The sequence below is a fragment of the Citrobacter sp. Cpo142 genome (assembly GCF_030332425.1).
Taxonomy (GTDB): domain Bacteria; phylum Pseudomonadota; class Gammaproteobacteria; order Enterobacterales; family Enterobacteriaceae; genus Citrobacter; species Citrobacter portucalensis.
In genome coordinates, this window is the sequence record NZ_JAOWHW010000126.1 from 100,653 (window position 1) to 120,905 (window position 20,253).

Annotated in this window: 17 protein-coding genes; 12 read left to right on the plus strand and 5 right to left on the minus strand. The window is 51.3% G+C overall.

Going from position 1 to position 20,253, the window contains the following annotated elements:
- The 3 genes from OGY18_RS15425 (at nt 1) to OGY18_RS15435 (ending at nt 4,888) form a co-directional block, all read left to right on the plus strand.
- Nucleotides 1–2,433 carry a glycyl radical protein gene (locus OGY18_RS15425; RefSeq protein ID WP_003831600.1) on the plus strand — a complete coding sequence of 811 codons (2,433 nt, stop codon included), beginning with the start codon at nt 1–3 and terminating at the stop codon, nt 2,431–2,433.
- Nucleotides 2,434–2,657: 224 nt separating this feature from the next.
- On the plus strand, nt 2,658–3,473 hold the full coding sequence (locus OGY18_RS15430) for a Cof-type HAD-IIB family hydrolase (protein WP_126318719.1): 816 nt from the start codon (nt 2,658–2,660) through the stop codon (nt 3,471–3,473).
- A gap of 152 nt (nt 3,474–3,625) precedes the next feature.
- Nucleotides 3,626–4,888 (plus strand): DUF1479 domain-containing protein, encoded by a 1,263-nt coding sequence (locus tag OGY18_RS15435; RefSeq protein ID WP_286553543.1) that lies wholly within the window; start codon nt 3,626–3,628, stop codon nt 4,886–4,888.
- A 78-nt stretch (nt 4,889–4,966) separates the two neighbouring features.
- Here the strand turns inward: OGY18_RS15435 and OGY18_RS15440 are convergent, their stop codons facing one another.
- Complete coding sequence (locus tag OGY18_RS15440) at nt 4,967–6,559, minus strand: ABC-F family ATPase (protein ID WP_032934551.1); 1,593 nt, start codon at nt 6,557–6,559, stop codon at nt 4,967–4,969.
- A gap of 228 nt (nt 6,560–6,787) precedes the next feature.
- On the opposite strand from OGY18_RS15440, the gene ldtB reads away from it, so the two are divergent.
- Entirely contained in the window at nt 6,788–7,708 is a 921-nt protein-coding gene (gene ldtB / locus OGY18_RS15445) for a L,D-transpeptidase (RefSeq protein ID WP_063940654.1), read from the plus strand.
- Nucleotides 7,709–7,802: 94 nt separating this feature from the next.
- Here ldtB and OGY18_RS15450 read toward each other — a convergent pair whose 3' ends face one another.
- Together OGY18_RS15450 and mntR are read right to left on the minus strand one after the other, a co-directional pair.
- Nucleotides 7,803–8,912: an anion transporter gene (locus tag OGY18_RS15450; RefSeq protein WP_003831588.1), complete on the minus strand. Its 1,110-nt coding sequence runs from the start codon at nt 8,910–8,912 to the stop codon at nt 7,803–7,805.
- On the minus strand, nt 8,909–9,382 hold the full coding sequence (gene mntR, locus OGY18_RS15455; RefSeq protein ID WP_286553546.1) for a manganese-binding transcriptional regulator MntR: 474 nt from the start codon (nt 9,380–9,382) through the stop codon (nt 8,909–8,911). The genes OGY18_RS15450 and mntR overlap by 4 nt, the downstream gene beginning before the upstream one ends.
- Before the next feature lie 186 nt (nt 9,383–9,568).
- On the opposite strand from mntR, the gene mntS reads away from it, so the two are divergent.
- Nucleotides 9,569–9,697 carry a manganase accumulation protein MntS gene (gene mntS / locus OGY18_RS15460; protein ID WP_003831584.1) on the plus strand — a complete coding sequence of 43 codons (129 nt, stop codon included), beginning with the start codon at nt 9,569–9,571 and terminating at the stop codon, nt 9,695–9,697.
- A 276-nt stretch (nt 9,698–9,973) separates the two neighbouring features.
- Entirely contained in the window at nt 9,974–11,554 is a 1,581-nt protein-coding gene (locus OGY18_RS15465) for a phosphoethanolamine transferase (protein WP_126318725.1), read from the plus strand.
- A gap of 120 nt (nt 11,555–11,674) precedes the next feature.
- On the opposite strand, the gene ompX is transcribed toward OGY18_RS15465, so the two are convergent.
- Nucleotides 11,675–12,190, minus strand: coding sequence for an outer membrane protein OmpX (ompX, locus tag OGY18_RS15470; RefSeq protein ID WP_003831579.1), 516 nt, complete (start codon nt 12,188–12,190; stop codon nt 11,675–11,677).
- A 411-nt stretch (nt 12,191–12,601) separates the two neighbouring features.
- Here ompX and rhtA point away from each other — a divergent pair, with 411 nt between their 5' ends.
- The 6 genes from rhtA (at nt 12,602) to ybiO (ending at nt 19,280) form a co-directional block, all read left to right on the plus strand.
- Nucleotides 12,602–13,489: a threonine/homoserine exporter RhtA gene (gene rhtA, locus OGY18_RS15475; protein ID WP_126318727.1), complete on the plus strand. Its 888-nt coding sequence runs from the start codon at nt 12,602–12,604 to the stop codon at nt 13,487–13,489.
- A 303-nt stretch (nt 13,490–13,792) separates the two neighbouring features.
- Complete coding sequence (gene dps / locus OGY18_RS15480) at nt 13,793–14,296, plus strand: DNA starvation/stationary phase protection protein Dps (RefSeq protein ID WP_003035253.1); 504 nt, start codon at nt 13,793–13,795, stop codon at nt 14,294–14,296.
- Between the two features lie 365 nt (nt 14,297–14,661).
- On the plus strand, nt 14,662–15,408 hold the full coding sequence (gene glnH, locus OGY18_RS15485) for a glutamine ABC transporter substrate-binding protein GlnH (RefSeq protein ID WP_003035251.1): 747 nt from the start codon (nt 14,662–14,664) through the stop codon (nt 15,406–15,408).
- 137 nt (nt 15,409–15,545) lie between these two features.
- Entirely contained in the window at nt 15,546–16,205 is a 660-nt protein-coding gene (gene glnP / locus OGY18_RS15490) for a glutamine ABC transporter permease GlnP (protein WP_003035248.1), read from the plus strand.
- Nucleotides 16,202–16,924 (plus strand): glutamine ABC transporter ATP-binding protein GlnQ, encoded by a 723-nt coding sequence (gene glnQ, locus OGY18_RS15495; RefSeq protein WP_003035246.1) that lies wholly within the window; start codon nt 16,202–16,204, stop codon nt 16,922–16,924. Before glnP ends, glnQ begins: the two co-directional genes overlap by 4 nt.
- A gap of 118 nt (nt 16,925–17,042) precedes the next feature.
- Nucleotides 17,043–19,280, plus strand: coding sequence for a mechanosensitive channel protein (ybiO, locus tag OGY18_RS15500; RefSeq protein ID WP_149384170.1), 2,238 nt, complete (start codon nt 17,043–17,045; stop codon nt 19,278–19,280).
- Here the strand turns inward: ybiO and rlmF are convergent.
- The gene (gene rlmF, locus OGY18_RS15505; RefSeq protein WP_063940657.1) at nt 19,277–20,203 is read right to left on the minus strand and encodes a 23S rRNA (adenine(1618)-N(6))-methyltransferase RlmF; all 927 of its coding nucleotides are present in this window, start codon (nt 20,201–20,203) and stop codon (nt 19,277–19,279) included. The two genes, ybiO and rlmF, sit on opposite strands and share 4 nt — an antisense overlap.
- Nucleotides 20,204–20,253: the final 50 nt, after the last annotated feature.

Below are 20,253 nucleotides of genomic sequence, written 5' to 3' on the forward strand. Positions count from 1 at the left end.
ATGACCACTCTGAAACTGGACACACTCAGCGACCGTATCAAAGCGCATAAAACGGCCCTGATCCACATCGTGAAACCACCGGTTTGTACCGAGCGCGCCCAGCACTATACCGAGATGTATCAGCAACACCTGGATAAGCCTATCCCGGTACGTCGCGCACTGGCACTAGCCCATCATCTGGCGGAACGCACCATCTGGATCAAACATGACGAACTGATCATTGGTAACCAGGCAAGCGAAGTGCGTGCCGCGCCTATTTTCCCGGAATACACCGTCTCCTGGATTGAAAAAGAGATCGACGACCTCGCCGACAGACCGGGCGCAGGCTTTGCGGTAAGCGAAGAGAACAAACGTGTATTGCATGAGGTGTGCCCATGGTGGCGTGGTCAAACCGTGCAGGATCGCTGCTACGGGATGTTCACTGATGAGCAGAAAGGGCTGCTGGAAACCGGCATTATCAAAGCCGAAGGTAACATGACCTCCGGCGACGCGCACCTGGCGGTAAACTTCCCGCTGCTGCTGGAAAAAGGTCTCGACGGCCTGCGTCACAAAGTCGATGAACGTCGCTCCCGCATCAATCTGACATGTCTGGAAGACCTCCATGGCGATCAGTTCCTGAAAGCGATAGATATCGTGCTGGAGGCCGTCAGCCTGCACATTGAGCGCTTTGCCGCGCTGGCACGTAAAATGGCATCCACAGAAACTCGCGCCAGTCGTCGAGATGAACTGCTGACCATGGCGGAAAACTGTGATGTTATCGCCCATGAGCCGCCGAAAACATTCTGGCAGGCGCTGCAGCTGTGCTATTTCATCCAGTTGATCCTGCAAATTGAATCTAACGGTCACTCGGTGTCGTTTGGTCGTATGGATCAATACCTCTACCCATTCTATCGTCGCGACGTCGAACTGAACCAGAGCCTTGATCGTGAGCACGCTATTGAACTGTTGCACAGCTGCTGGTTGAAACTGCTGGAAGTGAACAAAATCCGTTCCGGCTCCCATTCGAAAGCCTCAGCGGGCAGTCCGCTGTATCAGAACGTGACCATTGGTGGTCAAAACCTGGTCAACGGTCAGCCGATGGATGCCGTCAACCCGCTCTCCTACGCCATTCTGGAGTCCTGCGGCCGCCTGCGTTCTACGCAGCCAAACCTGAGCGTGCGTTATCACGCGGGGATGAGTAATGACTTCCTCGATGCCTGCGTGCAGGTGATCCGCTGCGGCTTCGGGATGCCCGCCTTTAACAACGATGAAATCGTCATACCGGAATTCATTAAGCTGGGCATTGAACCGCAGGACGCCTATGACTATGCGGCTATTGGATGTATCGAAACTGCTGTTGGCGGGAAATGGGGCTATCGTTGCACCGGCATGAGCTTTATTAACTTTGCCCGCGTGATGCTGGCGGCACTGGAAGGTGGGCGCGATGCCACCAGTGGCAAAGTCTTTCTGCCACAGGAAAAAGCGCTCTCAGCCGGTAACTTCAACAATTTCGACGAAGTGATGGACGCCTGGGATACACAGATCCGCTACTACACGCGTAAATCCATCGAAATTGAGTATGTCGTCGATACCATGCTGGAAGAGAACGTGCACGATATTCTGTGCTCCGCGCTGGTAGACGACTGCATTGAGCGGGCGAAAAGCATTAAGCAAGGCGGCGCGAAGTATGACTGGGTATCGGGTTTGCAGGTGGGTATTGCCAACCTCGGTAACAGCCTGGCTGCAGTGAAGAAACTGGTCTTTGAACAGGGCGCTATCGGTCAACAACAGCTGGCCGCCGCGCTGGCCGATGATTTTGACGGTCTGACCCATGAGCAGTTACGCCAACGACTGATCAACGGCGCGCCGAAATACGGTAACGATGACGATAGCGTTGATACGCTGCTGGCCCGCGCTTATCAGACCTATATCGATGAACTGAAACAGTATCATAATCCGCGTTACGGACGTGGCCCGGTTGGCGGCAATTACTACGCCGGGACCTCGTCTATTTCTGCAAACGTGCCTTTTGGCGCAGCAACGATGGCAACGCCGGATGGCCGTAAAGCACACACTCCACTGGCAGAAGGCGCCAGTCCGGCTTCCGGTACGGACCATCTCGGCCCAACGGCGGTAATTGGTTCGGTGGGTAAACTGCCGACCGGTTCGATTCTCGGCGGCGTGCTGTTAAATCAGAAGCTCAACCCGGCCACGCTGGAAAATGAATCCGATAAGCAAAAGCTGATGATCCTGCTGCGCACCTTCTTCGAAGAGCACAAAGGCTGGCATATTCAGTACAACATTGTCTCCCGTGAAACGCTGCTGGAAGCCAAAAAACACCCGGATCAATATCGTGACCTGGTGGTCCGTGTAGCAGGTTATTCCGCCTTCTTCACTGCGCTTTCTCCGGATGCGCAAGACGACATCATCGCGCGTACTGAACATATGCTGTAAACAATATTGTCGGCCGGATGAGATTCCGCACCACCATCCGGCACGCTACCCTCCCCATTGCCGGATGCGCTGACGCTTATCCGGCCTACAACGATTCTCCCCGTAGCCGGGTAAGGCGAAGCTACCACCCGGCTTTTTACTTTCATTCGAAATTAAATTTGTGCTACAGGTCACATTGTTATTAGAATGTTTCTGGTTGCAGTAATCGCCAGGAGCCTATCTTTATGACCATCAAAGTTATCGTCACCGATATGGACGGAACTTTTCTTGACGACGCCAAGAAATACGATCGTGCACGTTTTATGGCGCAGTATCAGGAACTAAAAAAACGAAATATTGAATTTGTCGTGGCCAGCGGCAACCAGTATTACCAGCTGATCTCCTTTTTCCCGGAGCTCAAAGAGGAAATTTCCTTTGTTGCCGAGAACGGGGCGTTAGTTTTTGAACATGGCAAACAGCTATTTCACGGCGAGCTAACCCGCCACGAGTCCCGTATTGTCATTGGTGAACTGCTAAAAGATAAGCAGCTCAACTTTGTGGCTTGTGGGCTGCAAAGCGCTTACGTTAGCGAAAATGCGCCGGAGTCCTTTGTCGCATTGATGTCAAAACACTACCATCGCCTGAAACCTGTAAAAGATTATCAGGATATCGACGATGTGCTGTTCAAGTTCTCACTAAATTTACCGGACCAACAAATCCCATTGGTTATCGATCACCTGCATGCTGCGCTGGACGGCATCATGAAGCCCGTCACCAGCGGCTTCGGGTTTATCGATCTGATCATTCCGGGCTTACATAAAGCCAACGGGATCAGCCGCCTGCTTAAACGCTGGAACCTGTCACCGCAAAACGTAGTCGCCATTGGCGATAGCGGCAACGACGCGGAAATGCTGAAAATGGCGCACTACTCTTTCGCCATGGCCAACGCGGCAGAGAGTATTAAAGCGATTGCTCGCTATCAGACCGACGACAACAACCATCAGGGCGCGCTGAACGTAATTCAGGCAGTGCTGGATAACACCTCCCCTTTTAACGTCTAATCCTGCCAACCGGGGTATCCCTCATCCCGGTTTTCACTCTTTTTCCATTTTGCTCACTCCATCAAATTTTAAACTTGCGTTAACTAAATTTTAACTTATATTATCATCTGTAAGTTATTTTTGTTTCGAATGAAAGTTAATGCGAGGTGGATATGGCTTTTACTTTTACCAGCGACACGCTGCCCGCCGATCACAAAGCGGCAATCCGGCAGATGAAACGGCAACTGCGGGCACAGCTTGGGGATGTTCAGTTGATCTTCAATCAGTTGAGCGACGCTATCGCCGCCCGCGTGGCAGAAATCAACGCCCTCAAAGCACAGGGAGCCCCGGTGTGGCCAGTGATATCTTATGCAGATATCAAAGCTGGCCACGTAAATGCAGAGCAGCGTGAAGAAATTAAGCGTCGCGGATGCGCGGTTATTAAAGGTCATTTCCCTCGCGAACAGGCTCTCGGCTGGGACAGCTCAATGCTGGACTATCTGGACCGCAACCACTTTGACGACGTCTATAAAGGACCAGGCGATAATTTCTTCGGTACCCTGAGCGCATCACGACCTGAAATCTACCCCATCTACTGGTCCCAGGCGCAGATGCAGGCCCGCCAGAGTGAAGAAATGGCCAATGCACAGTCGTTTCTCAATCGTTTGTGGACCTTTACAAGCGAAGGTAAACAATGGTTTAACCCGGATGTCAGCGTTATTTACCCTGACCGCATTCGCCGTCGACCGCCGGGAACCACGTCCAAAGGGCTGGGCGCGCATACGGATTCCGGCGCGCTGGAACGCTGGCTTCTTCCGGCATATCAGCAGGTCTTTGCTCATGTATTCAATGGCAATCTGGAAGATTACGATCCGTGGCAGGCGGCGCATCGCACCGAGGTAGAAGAGTACACGGTGGATAACACCACCAAATGTTCGGTATTCCGTACCTTCCAGGGCTGGACTGCACTGTCCGATATGCTGCCAGGTCAGGGATTGTTGCATGTGGTCCCGATCCCTGAAGCGATGGCGTATGTACTGTTACGCCCATTGCTTGACGATGTGCCAGAAGATGAACTTTGCGGCGTCGCGCCCGGCCGGGTGCTGCCGATTTCCACGCAATGGCATCCGCTGCTGATTGAAGCGTTAACCAGCATTCCACAACTGGACGCCGGAGACTCCGTCTGGTGGCATTGTGATGTGATTCACTCCGTCGCACCGGTGGAAAATCAGCAGGGTTGGGGTAACGTGATGTACATTCCTGCCGCACCGATGTGCGAAAAGAATCTGGCCTACGCCCACAAAGTGAAGGTCGCGCTGGAAAAGGGTGCGTCGCCGGGTGATTTTCCACGGGAGGATTATGAAACTAACTGGGAAGGACGCTTCACGCTGGAGGATTTGAATATCCACGGTAAACGCGCGCTGGGGATTGTTTAATTTTATATACCCTTATCCCTAAGTATCCCGTGTTACAGGTGCAACCATCACACCTGTAACACGAGAACGACGGGATAATTATTCGACGCCTTTGCTACGCAGGTAATCTTCGTAGTTACCGGTGAAGTCAATTACACGTTCTGGCGTAATTTCAATCACGCGGGTTGCCAGCGAACTGACGAACTCACGGTCGTGAGAAACGAAGATCAGCGTGCCCTGGTACATTTCCAGCGCCATGTTCAGCGACTCGATAGATTCCATATCCAGGTGGTTGGTCGGTTCATCCATAACCAGGATATTCGGTTTCTGCATCATCAGTTTACCGAACAGCATGCGTCCTTTTTCACCACCGGAGAGCACTTTCGCAGGTTTCTTGATATCGTCCTGGCTGAACAGCAGACGGCCAAGGAAGCTACGTACTACCTGCTCATCATCGCCTTCTTGTTTCCACTGGCTCATCCATTCGAAAACAGTCAGATCGTTTTCGAACTCGTATTCATGATCCTGTGCGTAGTAACCGACCTGGGCGTTCTCAGACCACTTAACGGTACCGTTGTCCGGCTGCAAGTCGCCAACCAACGTTTTCAGCATAGTGGATTTACCCACGCCGTTGGCACCAATGATGGCAACCTTCTCCCCTACTTCCAGCAGCAGGTTGAAGTTTTTAAACAGCGGGCCTTCATCAAAACCTTTCGCCAGCGCTTCCACTTCCAGCGCGTTACGGAACAGTTTCTTATCCTGTTCGAAGCGGATAAACGGGTTCTGACGGCTGGACGCTTTCACTTCGTCGAGCTTAATCTTATCAATCTGACGCGCACGAGAAGTCGCCTGTCGAGATTTAGACGCGTTGGCGCTAAAGCGGCTGACGAAGGATTGCAGATCGGCAATCTGTGCTTTCTTCTTGGCGTTATCGGCCAGCAGACGTTCACGCGCCTGGGTTGCCGCCGTCATGTATTCGTCGTAGTTACCCGGATAAACACGCAGTTCGCCGTAGTCCAGATCCGCCATGTGCGTACAGACCATGTTCAGGAAGTGACGGTCGTGCGAAATGATAATCATGGTGCTGTCACGCTCGTTCAGCGTCTGCTCCAGCCAGCGGATAGTGTCGATATCCAGGTTGTTCGTTGGTTCGTCGAGCAGCAGAATGTCCGGGTTAGAGAACAGCGCCTGCGCCAGAAGCACACGCAGCTTCCAGCCGGGCGCGACTTCGCTCATCGGGCCGTAATGCTGTTCTACCGGAATGCCTACACCCAGCAGCAGTTCACCCGCACGCGCTTCCGCAGAGTAGCCGTCCATTTCGCCATACTGAACTTCGAGGTCAGCCACTTTATAGCCGTCTTCTTCGCTCATCTCGGCCAGGCCGTAGATACGGTCGCGTTCCTGCTTCACTTCCCACAGTTCAGCATGACCCATAATAACGGTGTCAAGCACGGTGAACTCTTCAAAGGCGAACTGATCCTGACGCAGCTTACCGATGCGCTCGTTCGGATCGAGTGAAACGTTACCCAGCGTCGGTTCGAGGTCGCCGCCGAGAATTTTCATAAAGGTGGATTTACCGCTACCGTTCGCGCCAATCAGGCCGTAACGATTGCCGCCGCCAAACTTGACGGAAATATTTTCAAACAGCGGCTTACTGCCGAACTGCATAGTGACGTTGCTGGAAACTAACACAGGCGTATCCTGAAAGAGAAAGAAATATGTGACAAACCGCTTATTATGCCATAAGTCTGCAATAAGATCGCGCCGTTCATGCTGCACAGATAAAGTGAAAGCAAAAGGAAAAAAATGTGATTTAGTACACATCCGAATTCCTTGTTGCTCAGAATGCACATATAATGCGTGCCCAACACTACATAAATCTCAACCCACTAGCCTGCTTGGCTTCAGAATCTCGCAAAAATGAATATGAAATTGACAACGCTTTTCGCGGCGGCGCTCGCGGTAGTTGGTTTTTGTAACACTGCTTCAGCCGTCACGTACCCGCTGCCTACCGATGGCAGTCGTTTAATTGGCCAAAACCAGGTTATCACCATTCCTGAAGGCAACACCCAGCCGCTGGAATACTATGCGGCAGAGTACCAGATGGGTCTGTCTAACATGCTGGAAGCCAACCCGGGCGTGGATACCTTCCTGCCGAAAGGCGGCACCGTGCTGAACATTCCTCAGCAGTTGATCCTGCCGGATACTGTGCATGAAGGTATTGTTATCAACAGCGCTGAAATGCGTCTGTATTACTACCCGAAAGGCACCAACACCGTAATTGTTCTGCCGATCGGTATCGGCCAGTTGGGCAAAGACACGCCAATCAACTGGACCACCAAAGTTGAACGTAAGAAAGCGGGCCCAACCTGGACGCCAACGGCGAAAATGCATGCGGAATACCGCGCTGCAGGCGAGCCGCTGCCAGCCGTTGTTCCGGCGGGTCCGGATAACCCGATGGGTCTGTACGCGCTGTATATCGGTCGCCTGTATGCCATCCACGGCACCAATGCTAACTTCGGCGTCGGCTTACGCGTCAGCCACGGTTGCGTGCGTCTGCGTAACGACGACATCAAATTCCTGTTTGAAAATGTGCCAGTCGGCACCCGCGTACAGTTTATCGATGAGCCGGTAAAAGCCACTACCGAACCAGACGGCAGCCGTTACATCGAAGTACATAACCCACTGTCTACGACTGAAGCACAGTTCGAAGGCGGAGAAATCGTACCGATTACCCTGACCAAGAGCATTACCAGCATCACCGGCCAGTCTGACGTCGATCAGGCCGTCGTTGAGCAGGCGGTACAGAACCGTTCAGGTATGCCGGTTCGTCTGAACTAATCTGCTATATATGCCCGATGGCGCTACGCTTATCGGGCCTACCAACGCAGTAGGCCCGATTAGGCGCCAGCCGCCATCCGGCACACCACATCAATTACATCAACAGCAGCAAACCATACCCCACCAGCGCCGCCCATATCAGCATCGGTACCGAATACCAATGAAAACGCCACCAGATCCGTCGGTCGTTTGCCATCCGTAACGCAATGAGATTCGCCAGCGATCCCGGCAACAGCCCAAAGCCACCCACATTAACCGCCCAGGCCAGCAGCAGCGTCGGCGGGACATAGTTCAGCAGCAAAATCGTACTGGGCACATTACTGATAAACTGCGACAAGCCAATAGCCGTTAACCAAAGTCCCGGTGCTGAGAGCGTGCCAATCTGGTGGGTAATCCCCTGCAAGGCCGGGAGCTGCGTCAGCAAATGCACATCAATGAACATCGCCATAAACACTAACAGCAACGTCCAGTCCACGCTGAGGATCACGCGACGCGCCAGCACCATGAACCCTGCCGCCACAATCGCCAGACCCCACAGCTCTTGCTTTAACTCCAGCGCCGCAAGGAAGACGATATACAGCGCCAGACAGCTCCATACCAGGCGTGGTTGCCAGTCAGGTGCGCGCGTACCGGTATGATAGTGCAACGCTTTAGGCGGGAAACTGAACCAGCACAGCACCACCAGCGTCAGCATCATGGCCCCCGCAAGCGGCGCCATTTGCCAGGTAAACGCGGTAAACGATAAGCCTGAGCGTCCCCACATCAGAATGTTTTGTGGATTGCCTATTGGCGTGAGCAACGATCCGGCATTTACCGCCAGCGCCTCAAAGATAATCAGGCGATTCACCGGAATGGCACATAATTTTTTCAGCGTGATGGTTAGCGGAACAACAATAAACAATGCAACGTCGTTGGTCAGAAACGTCGACAACAACGCCGCCGCCAGCACCATAAATATCGCCAGCTGGCGCTCTGTTTTGAAACGGCGGGTCATCTTGCGCCCTAGCACATCGAAATAACCGCTTAGCTCTACGCCTTTGGTCAGTAACATCAGGCCGCTAAGCGTGATAATCGTGTGCCAGTCAATCGCCCCTGGCCAGGACCGGGGCGTAAATGGCGTGAACAGACTCAGTACAACCCCAACGATGATTAACAGCTGGAAAAAACGATCGCGCTGTAAGGCACGTAATAAAGGAAAACTCATTCAGAGCCAGTTCCTTGCTGTTGCGTAAACCGGCTAAAAGCCTCCAGCGTTTCCTTACTGACGTGATGCTCCATCCCCTCCGCGTCGCGACGGGCAATTTCCGGGCTGATGCCTAACATCAACAGGAAATTTTCCACAATCTGATGACGTTCCCGGCTCTCCTGGGCTAGTCGTTCACCTTCTGCGGTTAAAAACACCCCACGCCACGGAATCATTTCAATCAATCCGACTGAAGCAAGGCGCTTAAGCATTTTAGCAACCGTCGGCTGAGAAACCCCAAGTCGCGCTGCCATATCCACCTGGCGCGCTTCACCCACCTCAATAATGAGATCGGAAATCAGCTCTACGTAGTCATCAATCAGTTCGCGGCGATGCGCCTCCCGGACCTGACGAAATCCTTCAACGTGTTCTTCGACATTCACCAATTGCGTCACTTTTTTTGTTGTTGGCATACCTGCGCCACGACTCATTCTGCTTCCTCGTTACTGTGACGCGTTAACGGCATCTGATTAGAGAGCACTCATTGTAAACCAGAGTTGCGTGGGCACAAAAAATTAACGTTTTAGCAATAGCTATATAATATAGCCTGTGCTATATCTGTATATAATAAAGACATCCCTCAAGGACTGATGGGATCGTGAAGTCAGGAGGTTTACATGAATGAATTTAAGAGGTGTATACGCGTGTTTAGCCACTCTCCCTTTAAAGTACGGTTGATGCTGATCTCTATGCTGTGTGACATGATTAACAGCAAACCAGAGCAGGATAAACCTTCAGAAAAATAATGCGGCGTCGCGGTACGCCGCTTCATTTTCCTACCGTCATCCGGGTACGGTGGTGGTTTTCGTCTCAATAACCCTTCTTTTTGTCAGTTTTGCCACGTCCCTCGCAAAACAATTTCTTTGTAGTAGTTGACCTTCTCTTGCGCACACTCTATCTTTTCGCAGCCCTGCGTATATTGCGGCTCGCGGATGCGGACCCTATCCCTCTTCTCGCTCTCTCAGGCAGGCAATGACCCTTAGCGCCAGGGTAAGCACATGGCGTTTTTGTAACAGTGGCATATGAATTTAACCCTCAAAGATTCAATCATTGCTCGTAGCCGGGCAATTAGTCCGTGGACTGGCCTCTATTTCTTACAGTCTCTGCTGATCAACCTTGCACTGGGCTATCCACTTAGCCTGCTCTATAGCGTTGCTTTCACCTGTATATTGATGCTGCTGTGGCGTAGCGCGCCGCGCGCGCAGAAAGCACTGATTGGCATTTGCTCACTCGTTGCGGCAATGTATTTTCCGTTCGGCCAGGCTTACGGCTCACCGAACTTCAATACCTTACTGGCGCTGCACTCAACCAATATGGAAGAGTCAACCGAGATCCTGACCATCTTCCCCTGGTACAGTTATCTGGTTGGAGTGTTTATTTTTGCCCTTGGCGTTATCGCCGTACGCCGTAAAAAAGATGTGCAGCAGCGCAGCTGGAATAAGTTCGACAGCATTTGTTTGCTGTTTAGCGTTGTCGCATTCTTTGTTACCCCGGTACAAAACCTGGCCTGGGGCGGCGTGTTCAAGCTGAAAGATACTGGCTATCCGGTTTTCCGTTTCGCCAAGGACGTTATCGTCAATAACAACGAAGTGCTCGACGAACAAGAGCGTATGGCGAAACTGTCGAGCGTAAAAGACAGCTGGACGGTAACCGCCGTTAAACCGAAGTATCACACCTACGTCGTGGTGATCGGTGAAAGCGCCCGCCGCGATGCGTTAGGCGCGTTTGGCGGTCACTGGGATAACACCCCGTTTGCCAGCTCCGTTAACGGCTATATCTTCGCGGATTACATTGCTGCCAGCGGTTCAACGCAAAAATCGCTCGGCTTAACGCTTAATCGGGTAGTGGATAATAAACCCCAGTTCCAGGATAACTTTGTCACCCTGGCTAACCGTGCGGGCTTCCAGACATGGTGGTTTTCCAATCAGGGACAGATTGGTGAATACGATACGGCCATCGCCAGCATTGCGAAGCGAGCTGATGAAGTTCAGTTCCTCAAAAGCGGTGACTTTGAAGCGGATAAAAACACCCGTGACGAAGCGCTGTTGAAGATGACTGCCCAGGTGCTGGCAACCGAGCGCACTCAACCACAGCTCATCGTGCTGCATTTAATGGGCTCGCATCCGCAGGCCTGTGACCGAACACAGGGTAAATACGAGACTTTCGTCCAGTCAAAAGAGACATCTTGTTATCTGTACACCATGACGCAGACGGATGACCTGCTTCGCCAGCTTTACGAGCAGTTACGTAACAGCGGTAATAGCTTCTCGATGGTCTATTTCTCCGATCATGGCCTCGCGTTTAAAGAGCGGGGAAAAGAGGTGCAGTACCTGGCGCATGACGATCAGTTCCAGCAGAATTTCCAGGTGCCTTTCATGGTGCTTTCGAGCGATGATAAAGCGCATCGGGTGATTAAAGCCCGTCGCTCCGCCAATGATTTCCTCAGTTTTTTCTCGCAGTGGACAGGGATCAGCGCAAAGGAAATCACCAACAGCTACCGCTTTATCTCAGAGAAAAAAGCCGGGCCGGTGTACATCACCAACTTCAAACTGCAGAAGGTGGACTACAACCATCTGGGTACCGATATTTTCTCAACCAAATAATACGCTTGTAGGCCGGATAAGACGCACTGTGTCTTATCCGGCCTACAACGAACTTCCTTCTAGGATTACAGACAAAAAAAATCCGCCCCAAGAGGCGGATTTTTCATATCACCGAAGTGATTAGAAGCGGTAACCCACGCCAGCAATCCAGGTGCCAACGTCAACGCTACGAATACGGCTCTGCTCGTAGGAGAAGTCCAGAGCAACGTTTTCGATCGGGTTGAACTGCAGGCCCGCACCATAAGAGAAACCGTAGTCGCTGGTGCTGTGGTTGTAAGTCGAAGATTCTACGTTCTGGAATTTACCGTAACCAACACCCACAACGCCGTAGATGCTTGCCCAGTCGTTCAGACGGTAAGCCGGACCAGCAGTGATGCCGTAGTATTGGGTTTTGTTGTAGTCGCCAGAAGCATCGGTACGATCTTTTTCAGTGTAAGTGAAGGAACCGATAACACCCAGCGGGTTGTTGTCCTGCTCGTAGCGATACTTCAGGTTGAAACCGTTCATTTTGTTCGCTGCGCCCTGAGCATCGCTCTGAGCGTAACCACCGGTAACGGTAGAAGTAGCAGCTACAGCAGTACCTGCGGAGAAAGCCAGAACAGCGGCCAGTGCTGAAAGACATGCAATTTTTTTCATAACCACCTCAAATGTGCTTCAAGTAAATCTTAAGTTTTAAATATACCAAAAATTGATGGGAAACTCTTTGCGATTCGCGATGTCTAACGGGGTCTTTCATGTAACAGAACATTTCAAAAACCCACTATCTCTTTCAATTAACATCACTTTTTCAATTGAAAATACCATTATTGCGCGCACAATATGGCACATTCATCCAGAACATTCCTAATCACACAGATTATTAATCCATCGTTTTCATGCCATTGTACGGAACTGAGCAATTTTTTTTTCAACGAATACTCAACCAGTTGAGCGTAATTCCATTACACTCGCTGTTTTACTTTTCTATACATAAAATCATCTGCGTCGTAACAATGCTGAAGCGTGGCACAGATGGAGATGTGTAATCATCATTTGACAGGAGAAAGGATGCCGGGGTTGTCACGTAAAGCGCCAGTCTGGTTGCCTATTTTGGTTTTGCTTATTGCTATGTCCTCCATTCAAAGCGGAGCATCACTGGCAAAATCGTTGTTCCCACTCGTCGGTGCGCCAGGCGTTACCGCGCTGCGCCTTGCGCTGGGTACGCTCATTCTTATCACTTTCTTTAAGCCCTGGCGTTTACGATTCGCCAAAGAACAACGCCTGCCGCTACTGTTTTATGGCCTGTCTCTGGGCGGGATGAACTACCTTTTCTACCTGTCAATCCAAACCGTCCCACTGGGAATCGCCGTGGCGCTGGAATTTACCGGCCCGCTCGCGGTAGCGCTGTTTTCATCCCGACGCCCGGTGGATTTCATTTGGGTTGCGTTGGCAGTGCTCGGGCTTTGGTTCCTGCTGCCTCTGGGTCAGGACGTTTCTCACGTAGATTTAACGGGTGCTGCACTGGCGCTGGGGGCTGGTGCCTGCTGGGCCATCTATATTCTTACCGGGCAGCGAGCCGGCGCGGAACACGGTCCTGCGACCGTCGCGGTAGGGTCATTTATTGCAGCACTGGTATTTGTACCAATCGGCGCACTCCAGGCCGGAGATGCCCTGTGGCACTGGTCCATTCTGCCGTTAGGTCTGGCCATTGCAGTCCTCTCTACTGCGCTTCCCTATTCACTGGAGATGATTGCGTTGACGCGCCTGCCTACGCGTACTTTCGGTACATTGATGAGCATGGAACCCGCGCTGGCAGCGGTTTCCGGAATGATCTTCCTCGGTGAAACGCTGACGCTTATCCAGACGCTCGCTCTGGGCGCTATTATTGTCGCATCAATGGGCTCTACGCTCACTATTCGTAAAGAGCCACAAATAAAACAAGTCGACGTGAATTAACCACGTAATATTCTGCATGGTTTGCATAATCATGCAGAATATCCAATTGTAAATCTGCGTGATAATAATTCTAATAAATATAATTTTCTCATCCGCATATTTCATTTAATCTTAAAATTAACATAAAAATAACACCACGCAAGTAACAAAACATTCATTGCATTGATTTTATTTGATATTTTATATTTACGCTCGTCTTCGCTATTAAAGTGATAGGCAACACCGGAAACAAAAATCCAAATTTAGCGCTATACTTAATTCCGTTGAAGAGTTGGGACATAAATATCAAGAGGATATGAAAATATGAGTACCGCGAAACTGGTAAAAACAAAAGCATCCGCCCTCCTTTATACCCGCAACGATGTGTCTGATAGCGAAAAGAAAGCGACCGTAGAACTGCTGAATCAGCAAGTAATCCAATTCATTGACCTGTCATTGATCACCAAACAGGCTCACTGGAACATGCGCGGTGCAAACTTCATTGCAGTACATGAAATGCTGGATGGCTTCCGTACAGCTTTGACCGATCACCTCGACACCATGGCTGAACGCGCCGTACAGTTGGGCGGTGTGGCACTGGGCACAACTCAGGTTATTAATAGCAAAACGCCTCTGAAAAGTTACCCGCTAGATATCCATAGCGTACAGGACCACTTAAAAGAGCTGGCCGAACGTTATGCCGTAGTTGCAAACAGCGTACGTAAAGCTATCAGCGAAGCAAAAGACGAAGATACCGCGGATATCTTTACCGCAGCTTCTCGCGACCTCGATAAATTCCTGTGGTTTATCGAAGCCAACATTGAGTAACAGCAGACATAAGAATTACCTATATAACCCTCGCTCCGGCGGGGGTTTTGCACATCTATGGTGCATAACATTGATCATTCGTCACTCCAAAGTAAATTATTTGTAATAATCACCTCACACAATCGTTAACGAAAGATTGTTTTATCAACAATTTTTACGCTAAATAGTCATACCGTTTGTACCGTGACTGGTTCGCACCAAATGAGTGCCCCAAAACAGTGCAGATTACTCACTTTGCCCTACTTATTGTGCAACAAAACGAGACACCCTCTTGTTAAAACAATGAGTTGCAAAATTGGCACGATTTTTTCATTAAGCCATATGTTCTCGCAGGGGATCGCCCCGTGGATATAAAAGGAAATCCTATGAAGTCTGTATTAAAAGTTTCACTGGCTGCACTTACCCTGGCTTTTGCGGTGTCCTCCCATGCCGCAGACAAGAAACTGGTTGTCGCAACCGACACCGCGTTTGTACCGTTTGAATTCAAACAGGGTGACAAATACGTTGGTTTTGATGTGGATCTGTGGGCTGCCGTGGCCAAAGAACTGAAACTGGATTATGAACTGAAACCAATGGATTTCAGCGGCATCATCCCGGCTCTGCAAACCAAAAATATCGACCTGGCACTGGCAGGTATCACCATCACCGATGAGCGTAAAAAAGCGATCGACTTCTCCGACGGCTACTACAAAAGCGGTCTGTTAGTGATGGTGAAAGCGAATAACAACGACGTCAAAAGCGTAAAAGATCTGGATGGTAAAGTCGTTGCGGTTAAGAGTGGCACCGGTTCCGTTGATTACGCGAAAGCGAATATCAAAACCAAAGACCTGCGTCAGTTCCCGAACATCGATAACGCATATATGGAACTGGGCACCAACCGCGCAGACGCTGTACTGCACGACACACCAAACATTCTTTACTTCATCAAAACAGCTGGCAATGGTCAGTTCAAAGCTGTAGGCGAATCGCTGGAAGCCCAGCAGTACGGTATCGCCTTCCCGAAAGGCAGCGACGACCTGCGTGAGAAAGTGAACGGCGCACTGAAAACGCTGAAAGAGAACGGTACTTACAACGAAATCTACAAAAAATGGTTCGGTACTGAACCTAAATAATAACCGGCAGCGTTGCCCGGTAGCGTGATGCTTACCGGGCCTACGCCTGGATTTTTGAGACCTGTAGGCCGGATAAGCACAGCACATCCGGCAAAACGGGCATTTGAATATTTACACCACGGTAACAGGAACGACATATGCAGTTTGACTGGAGTGCCATCTGGCCCGCCATCCCGCTTTTGATTGAAGGCGCCAAAATGACCCTGTGGATCTCGGTCCTCGGTCTGGCTGGCGGTCTGATAATCGGACTTGCAGCAGGGTTTGCGCGCACTTTCGGCGGTTGGATCGCCAACCACGTAGCGCTGGTGTTTATCGAAGTCATTCGCGGTACGCCAATCGTTGTGCAGGTAATGTTTATTTACTTCGCTCTGCCAATGGCATTTAACGATTTACGCATTGACCCCTTTAGCGCCGCCGTTGTCACCATCATGATCAACTCCGGGGCCTATATTGCGGAAATCACCCGCGGTGCGGTGCTCTCAATCCATAAAGGGTTCAGCGAAGCCGGTTTGGCGCTTGGACTTTCACGCACAGAGACTATCCGCCACGTTATTTTACCTCTCGCACTGCGTCGTATGCTGCCGCCGCTGGGCAACCAGTGGATCATCAGCATTAAAGATACCTCGCTGTTTATTGTCATTGGCGTCGCTGAACTGACCCGTCAGGGCCAGGAAATCATTGCCGGTAACTTCCGCGCACTGGAAATCTGGAGCGCCGTTGCGGTGTTCTATCTGATCATTACGCTGGTGCTGAGCTTCATTCTGCGTCGTCTGGAAAGAAGGATGAAAATCCTGTGATTGAATTTAAAAACGTTTCTAAGCACTTTGGTCCAACCCAGGTGCTGCACAATATTGACCTAAACATTCAGCAGGGTGAAGTCGTGGTGATTATCGGGCCGTCAGGATCCGGTAAATCTACCCTGCTGCGCTGCATTAACAAGCTGGAAGAGATAACCTCCGGCGATCTGATCGTCGACGGTCTGAAAGTAAACGATCCGAAGGTAGACGAGCGCTTAATCCGTCAGGAAGCCGGAATGGTATTTCAGCAGTTTTACCTGTTCCCACATCTGACGGCGCTGGAAAACGTCATGTTTGGACCGCAGCGCGTACGCGGGGCGAATAAAGAACAGGCCGAGAAACTGGCGAAAGAGCTGCTGGCAAAAGTGGGTCTGGCCGAACGTGCACATCACTACCCTTCTGAACTGTCCGGCGGTCAACAACAGCGTGTGGCTATCGCCCGTGCGCTGGCGGTAAAACCGAAAATGATGCTGTTTGATGAGCCAACCTCAGCACTCGACCCGGAACTGCGCCATGAAGTTCTGAAAGTTATGCAGGACCTGGCGGAAGAAGGGATGACCATGGTGATTGTGACCCACGAAATTGGCTTTGCCGAAAAAGTGGCTTCACGCCTGATTTTCATTGATAAGGGACGAATTGCCGAAGACGGTAATCCGCAGGCCCTGATTGAAAATCCACCCAGCCAACGCTTACAGGAATTCTTGCAGCACGTTTCCTGATAGCTCAACCTCCCTTCGCCCGAAGGGAGGTTTTTCACCAGAATCCTCTCATTTCAATTCCCTCCCGCCCTGACATCTATACTTATCCTTTTGAATTTATTTTCTCATGGGAGGAGTCATGCGCTGGATCCTGTTCATCTTTGTTTGTCTGTTGAGTCTTCCGGCACAAGCAGTGACGATACCTGGCGTCACCACGCCAACGTCAACCAACGCACAAACCGCCCCGGCAAAGGAGCCAGATGTTGAACAGAAGAAAGCGGCTTACGGCGCACTGGCTGATGTGCTGGAAAATGACACCTCGCGGAAGGAACTGATCGATCAATTACGCAAAGTGGCAACTGCGCCCCCTGCTGAGCCGGTGCCAACCATTGTCCCACCCACGTTAACGGAAGAAAAAACGGTACTGGAAAACGTCACGGATGTCACCCGGCACTACGGTGAGGCGCTCTCCAGCCGCTTTGCCCAGCTTTATCGCAATATTACCGATGCACCGCACAAGACCTTTAACTCGCAAACGTTCACCAATGCCCTGACTCATTTTTTAATGCTGGCGGCGTCAGTGTTCGGGTTTTACTGGCTGATCCGCCTGTGCGCGCTGCCTCTGTATCGCAAAATGGGGCAATGGGCACGGCGGAAAAACCGCGAACGCAGCAACTGGCTGCAGCTTCCGGCGATGATCGTTGGCGCATTCATTATTGATTTGCTTCTGCTGGCGCTGACATTGTTTGTCGGGCAGATACTGAGCGACAGAATGAATGCCGGCAGTCGCACCATCGCCTTTCAGCAAAGCCTGTTTCTCAATGCCTTTGCCCTGATTGAGTTCTTCAAAGCCATTTTGCGTCTGATATTTTGCCCAACGGTGGCTGAACTACGCCCGTTTAACATTCAGGATGCCGGTGCGCGCTACTGGAATCGGCGTTTGAGTTCATTAAGCAGTTTGATTGGTTACGGGCTTATAGTTGCCGTTCCCATTATCTCCAATCAGGTCAATGTGCAGGTCGGCGCGATGGCCAACGTCATCATCATGCTGTGTATCACGCTATGGGCGCTGTACCTGATTTTCAGAAACAAGAAAGAGATAACGCTGCATTTACAGAATCTGGCAGAAAGATCGTTAGCTTTTTTCAGCCTGTTTATCCGCGCCTTTGCGTTGGTATGGCACTGGCTGGCCAGCGCCTACTTCATTGTGCTGTTTTTCTTTTCGCTGTTTGATCCGGGCAACAGCCTGAAATTCATGATGGGCGCTACGCTGCGCAGCCTGGTAATCATTGGAATTGCCGCCTTTGTTTCCGGCATGTTTTCCCGCTGGATAGCCAAAACTATTACCCTTTCGCCACACACCCAGCGCAGCTATCCGGAACTACAAAAGCGGCTGAATGGCTGGCTGTCGACGGCGTTAAGCGTGGCCAGGATCCTGACGGTGTGCGTTGCGGTGATGCTGCTATTGAATGCCTGGGGATTGTTCGACTTCTGGAACTGGCTGCATTACGGCGCAGGAGAAAAAACGGTGGATATTCTGATCCGTATCGCGCTGATTTTATTCTTCTCCGCCATCGGCTGGACGATCCTTGCCAGCCTGATTGAAAATCGTCTGGCTTCCGATATTCACGGACGCCCGCTACCCAGCGCTCGTACCCGAACCCTGTTGACGCTGTTTCGCAACGCGCTGGCGGTGATCATCAGCACGATCACCATCATGATTGTGCTGTCGGAAATTGGCGTTAATATCGCCCCATTGCTGGCCGGGGCCGGGGCGCTGGGGTTGGCTATCTCTTTCGGCTCGCAAACGCTGGTAAAAGATATTATTACCGGGATTTTTATTCAGTTTGAAAATGGCATGAACACCGGCGACCTGGTGACCATCGGTCCACTCACCGGTACGGTTGAACGAATGTCCATTCGTTCTGTGGGCGTGCGTCAGGACACCGGAGCGTACCATATCATTCCCTGGTCATCGATTACGACCTTCGCCAACTTTGTGCGTGGAATTGGATCGGTCGTCGCCAATTACGACGTAGACCGCCATGAGGATGCGGATAAAGCGAATCAGGCGTTGAAAGACGCAGTTGCTGCGGTGATGGAAAAAGATGATATTCGCGGGCTGATTATCGGCGAGCCGTCGTTTGCCGGGATTGTAGGATTAACCAATACGGCATTCACGCTACGGGTCTCGTTTACCACCTTACCGCTGAAGCAGTGGACGGTACGTTTTGCGCTCGACAGCCAGGTGAAGAAATACTTCGATCTGGCCAACATACGCGCCCCGGTACAGACGTATCAAGTGTTACCTGCACCAGGGAATGGTCCTGCGTCGGCTGCAAGCGAACCGCTACCGCCAACCGAGCCAACGCTTTAGCGTTTACGCGCCATAAAACGACGACGCTGATCGTTATCCATAAAGGTCCAGGCAATAAAGCGGCTCTGCTTTTGCCCCTGGGCCATCTCTTTCTTAACCACTTTCACCGCGCCCGCATCCGTTAATGCGTGGTACAGCGGAGGCAAGTTCTCGCCGCGAGAAACCAGTGTAGTAAACCACATCACCTGGCGACCAAAGGCCTGGCTTTCGGCGATCATTTTTTTGATGAACGCCACTTCACCGCCTTCACACCACAACTCCTGCTGCTGTCCGCCAAAGTTCAGCGCATCGTCTTTGTCCTGTCCCAGATTACGGCGTTTGCGCTCGCTTCCGGCACGGGCTGAGGCCGCAGAATCATGGAATGGCGGGTTACATAATGTGGCTTCATACTGCTCATTTTTGTGAATGATGCCGTTGAAGATTGCCGTTGCATCTTTCTGGCGACGCAGACGAATAGCACGGGTTAATCCCGGATTGGCGTTGACGATCGCCTGAGCGCTGTTAAACGCTTCGCTACTGGTTTCACTACCCGTGAATCGCCAGCCATATTCATGCACGCCGATCAGTGGATAAATACAGTTTGCCCCAACTCCCACGTCCAGCACGCTCGCATTTGCCGGAATGGTTCCGCTGGTTTCACTCAACAGATCGGCCAAATGGTGTATGTAGTCAGCACGACCAGGCACCGGCGGACACAAAAAACCATCTGGAATATCCCAGTTTTTCACCGCATAAAAATGCGCCAGTAGTGCTTTATTGAGCGCCTTTACTGCCTGCGGATTCGCGAAATCAACACTCTGCTCGCCGCCGGGCGTGAGGGTGAGAAATTGCGTCAGCTCGGGCGTAACCTGGCATAAAGTCGCAAGATCATAACGGCCATTGTGGCGGTTGCGTGGGTGTAATCCCGGTTTCAGGGCGGACATAGCATTCTCCTTTTAACAGCGGCGTAAGATACCCGCATAACGCCACGCGG

Excerpts from the sequence above, each read along its gene's own strand:
- OGY18_RS15425 (WP_003831600.1), top strand. The coding sequence starts at position 1 with ATGACCACTCTGAAACTGGACACACTCAGCGACCGTATCAAAGCGCAT.
- OGY18_RS15430 (WP_126318719.1), top strand. The coding sequence starts at position 2,658 with ATGACCATCAAAGTTATCGTCACCGATATGGACGGAACTTTTCTTGAC.
- OGY18_RS15435 (WP_286553543.1), top strand. The coding sequence starts at position 3,626 with ATGGCTTTTACTTTTACCAGCGACACGCTGCCCGCCGATCACAAAGCG.
- ldtB (WP_063940654.1), top strand. The coding sequence starts at position 6,788 with ATGAATATGAAATTGACAACGCTTTTCGCGGCGGCGCTCGCGGTAGTT.
- OGY18_RS15450 (WP_003831588.1), bottom strand. The coding sequence starts at position 8,912 with ATGAGTTTTCCTTTATTACGTGCCTTACAGCGCGATCGTTTTTTCCAG.
- mntR (WP_286553546.1), bottom strand. The coding sequence starts at position 9,382 with ATGAGTCGTGGCGCAGGTATGCCAACAACAAAAAAAGTGACGCAATTG.
- mntS (WP_003831584.1), top strand. The coding sequence starts at position 9,569 with ATGAATGAATTTAAGAGGTGTATACGCGTGTTTAGCCACTCTCCCTTT.
- OGY18_RS15465 (WP_126318725.1), top strand. The coding sequence starts at position 9,974 with ATGAATTTAACCCTCAAAGATTCAATCATTGCTCGTAGCCGGGCAATT.
- ompX (WP_003831579.1), bottom strand. The coding sequence starts at position 12,190 with ATGAAAAAAATTGCATGTCTTTCAGCACTGGCCGCTGTTCTGGCTTTC.
- rhtA (WP_126318727.1), top strand. The coding sequence starts at position 12,602 with ATGCCGGGGTTGTCACGTAAAGCGCCAGTCTGGTTGCCTATTTTGGTT.
- dps (WP_003035253.1), top strand. The coding sequence starts at position 13,793 with ATGAGTACCGCGAAACTGGTAAAAACAAAAGCATCCGCCCTCCTTTAT.
- glnH (WP_003035251.1), top strand. The coding sequence starts at position 14,662 with ATGAAGTCTGTATTAAAAGTTTCACTGGCTGCACTTACCCTGGCTTTT.
- glnP (WP_003035248.1), top strand. The coding sequence starts at position 15,546 with ATGCAGTTTGACTGGAGTGCCATCTGGCCCGCCATCCCGCTTTTGATT.
- ybiO (WP_149384170.1), top strand. The coding sequence starts at position 17,043 with ATGCGCTGGATCCTGTTCATCTTTGTTTGTCTGTTGAGTCTTCCGGCA.
- rlmF (WP_063940657.1), bottom strand. The coding sequence starts at position 20,203 with ATGTCCGCCCTGAAACCGGGATTACACCCACGCAACCGCCACAATGGC.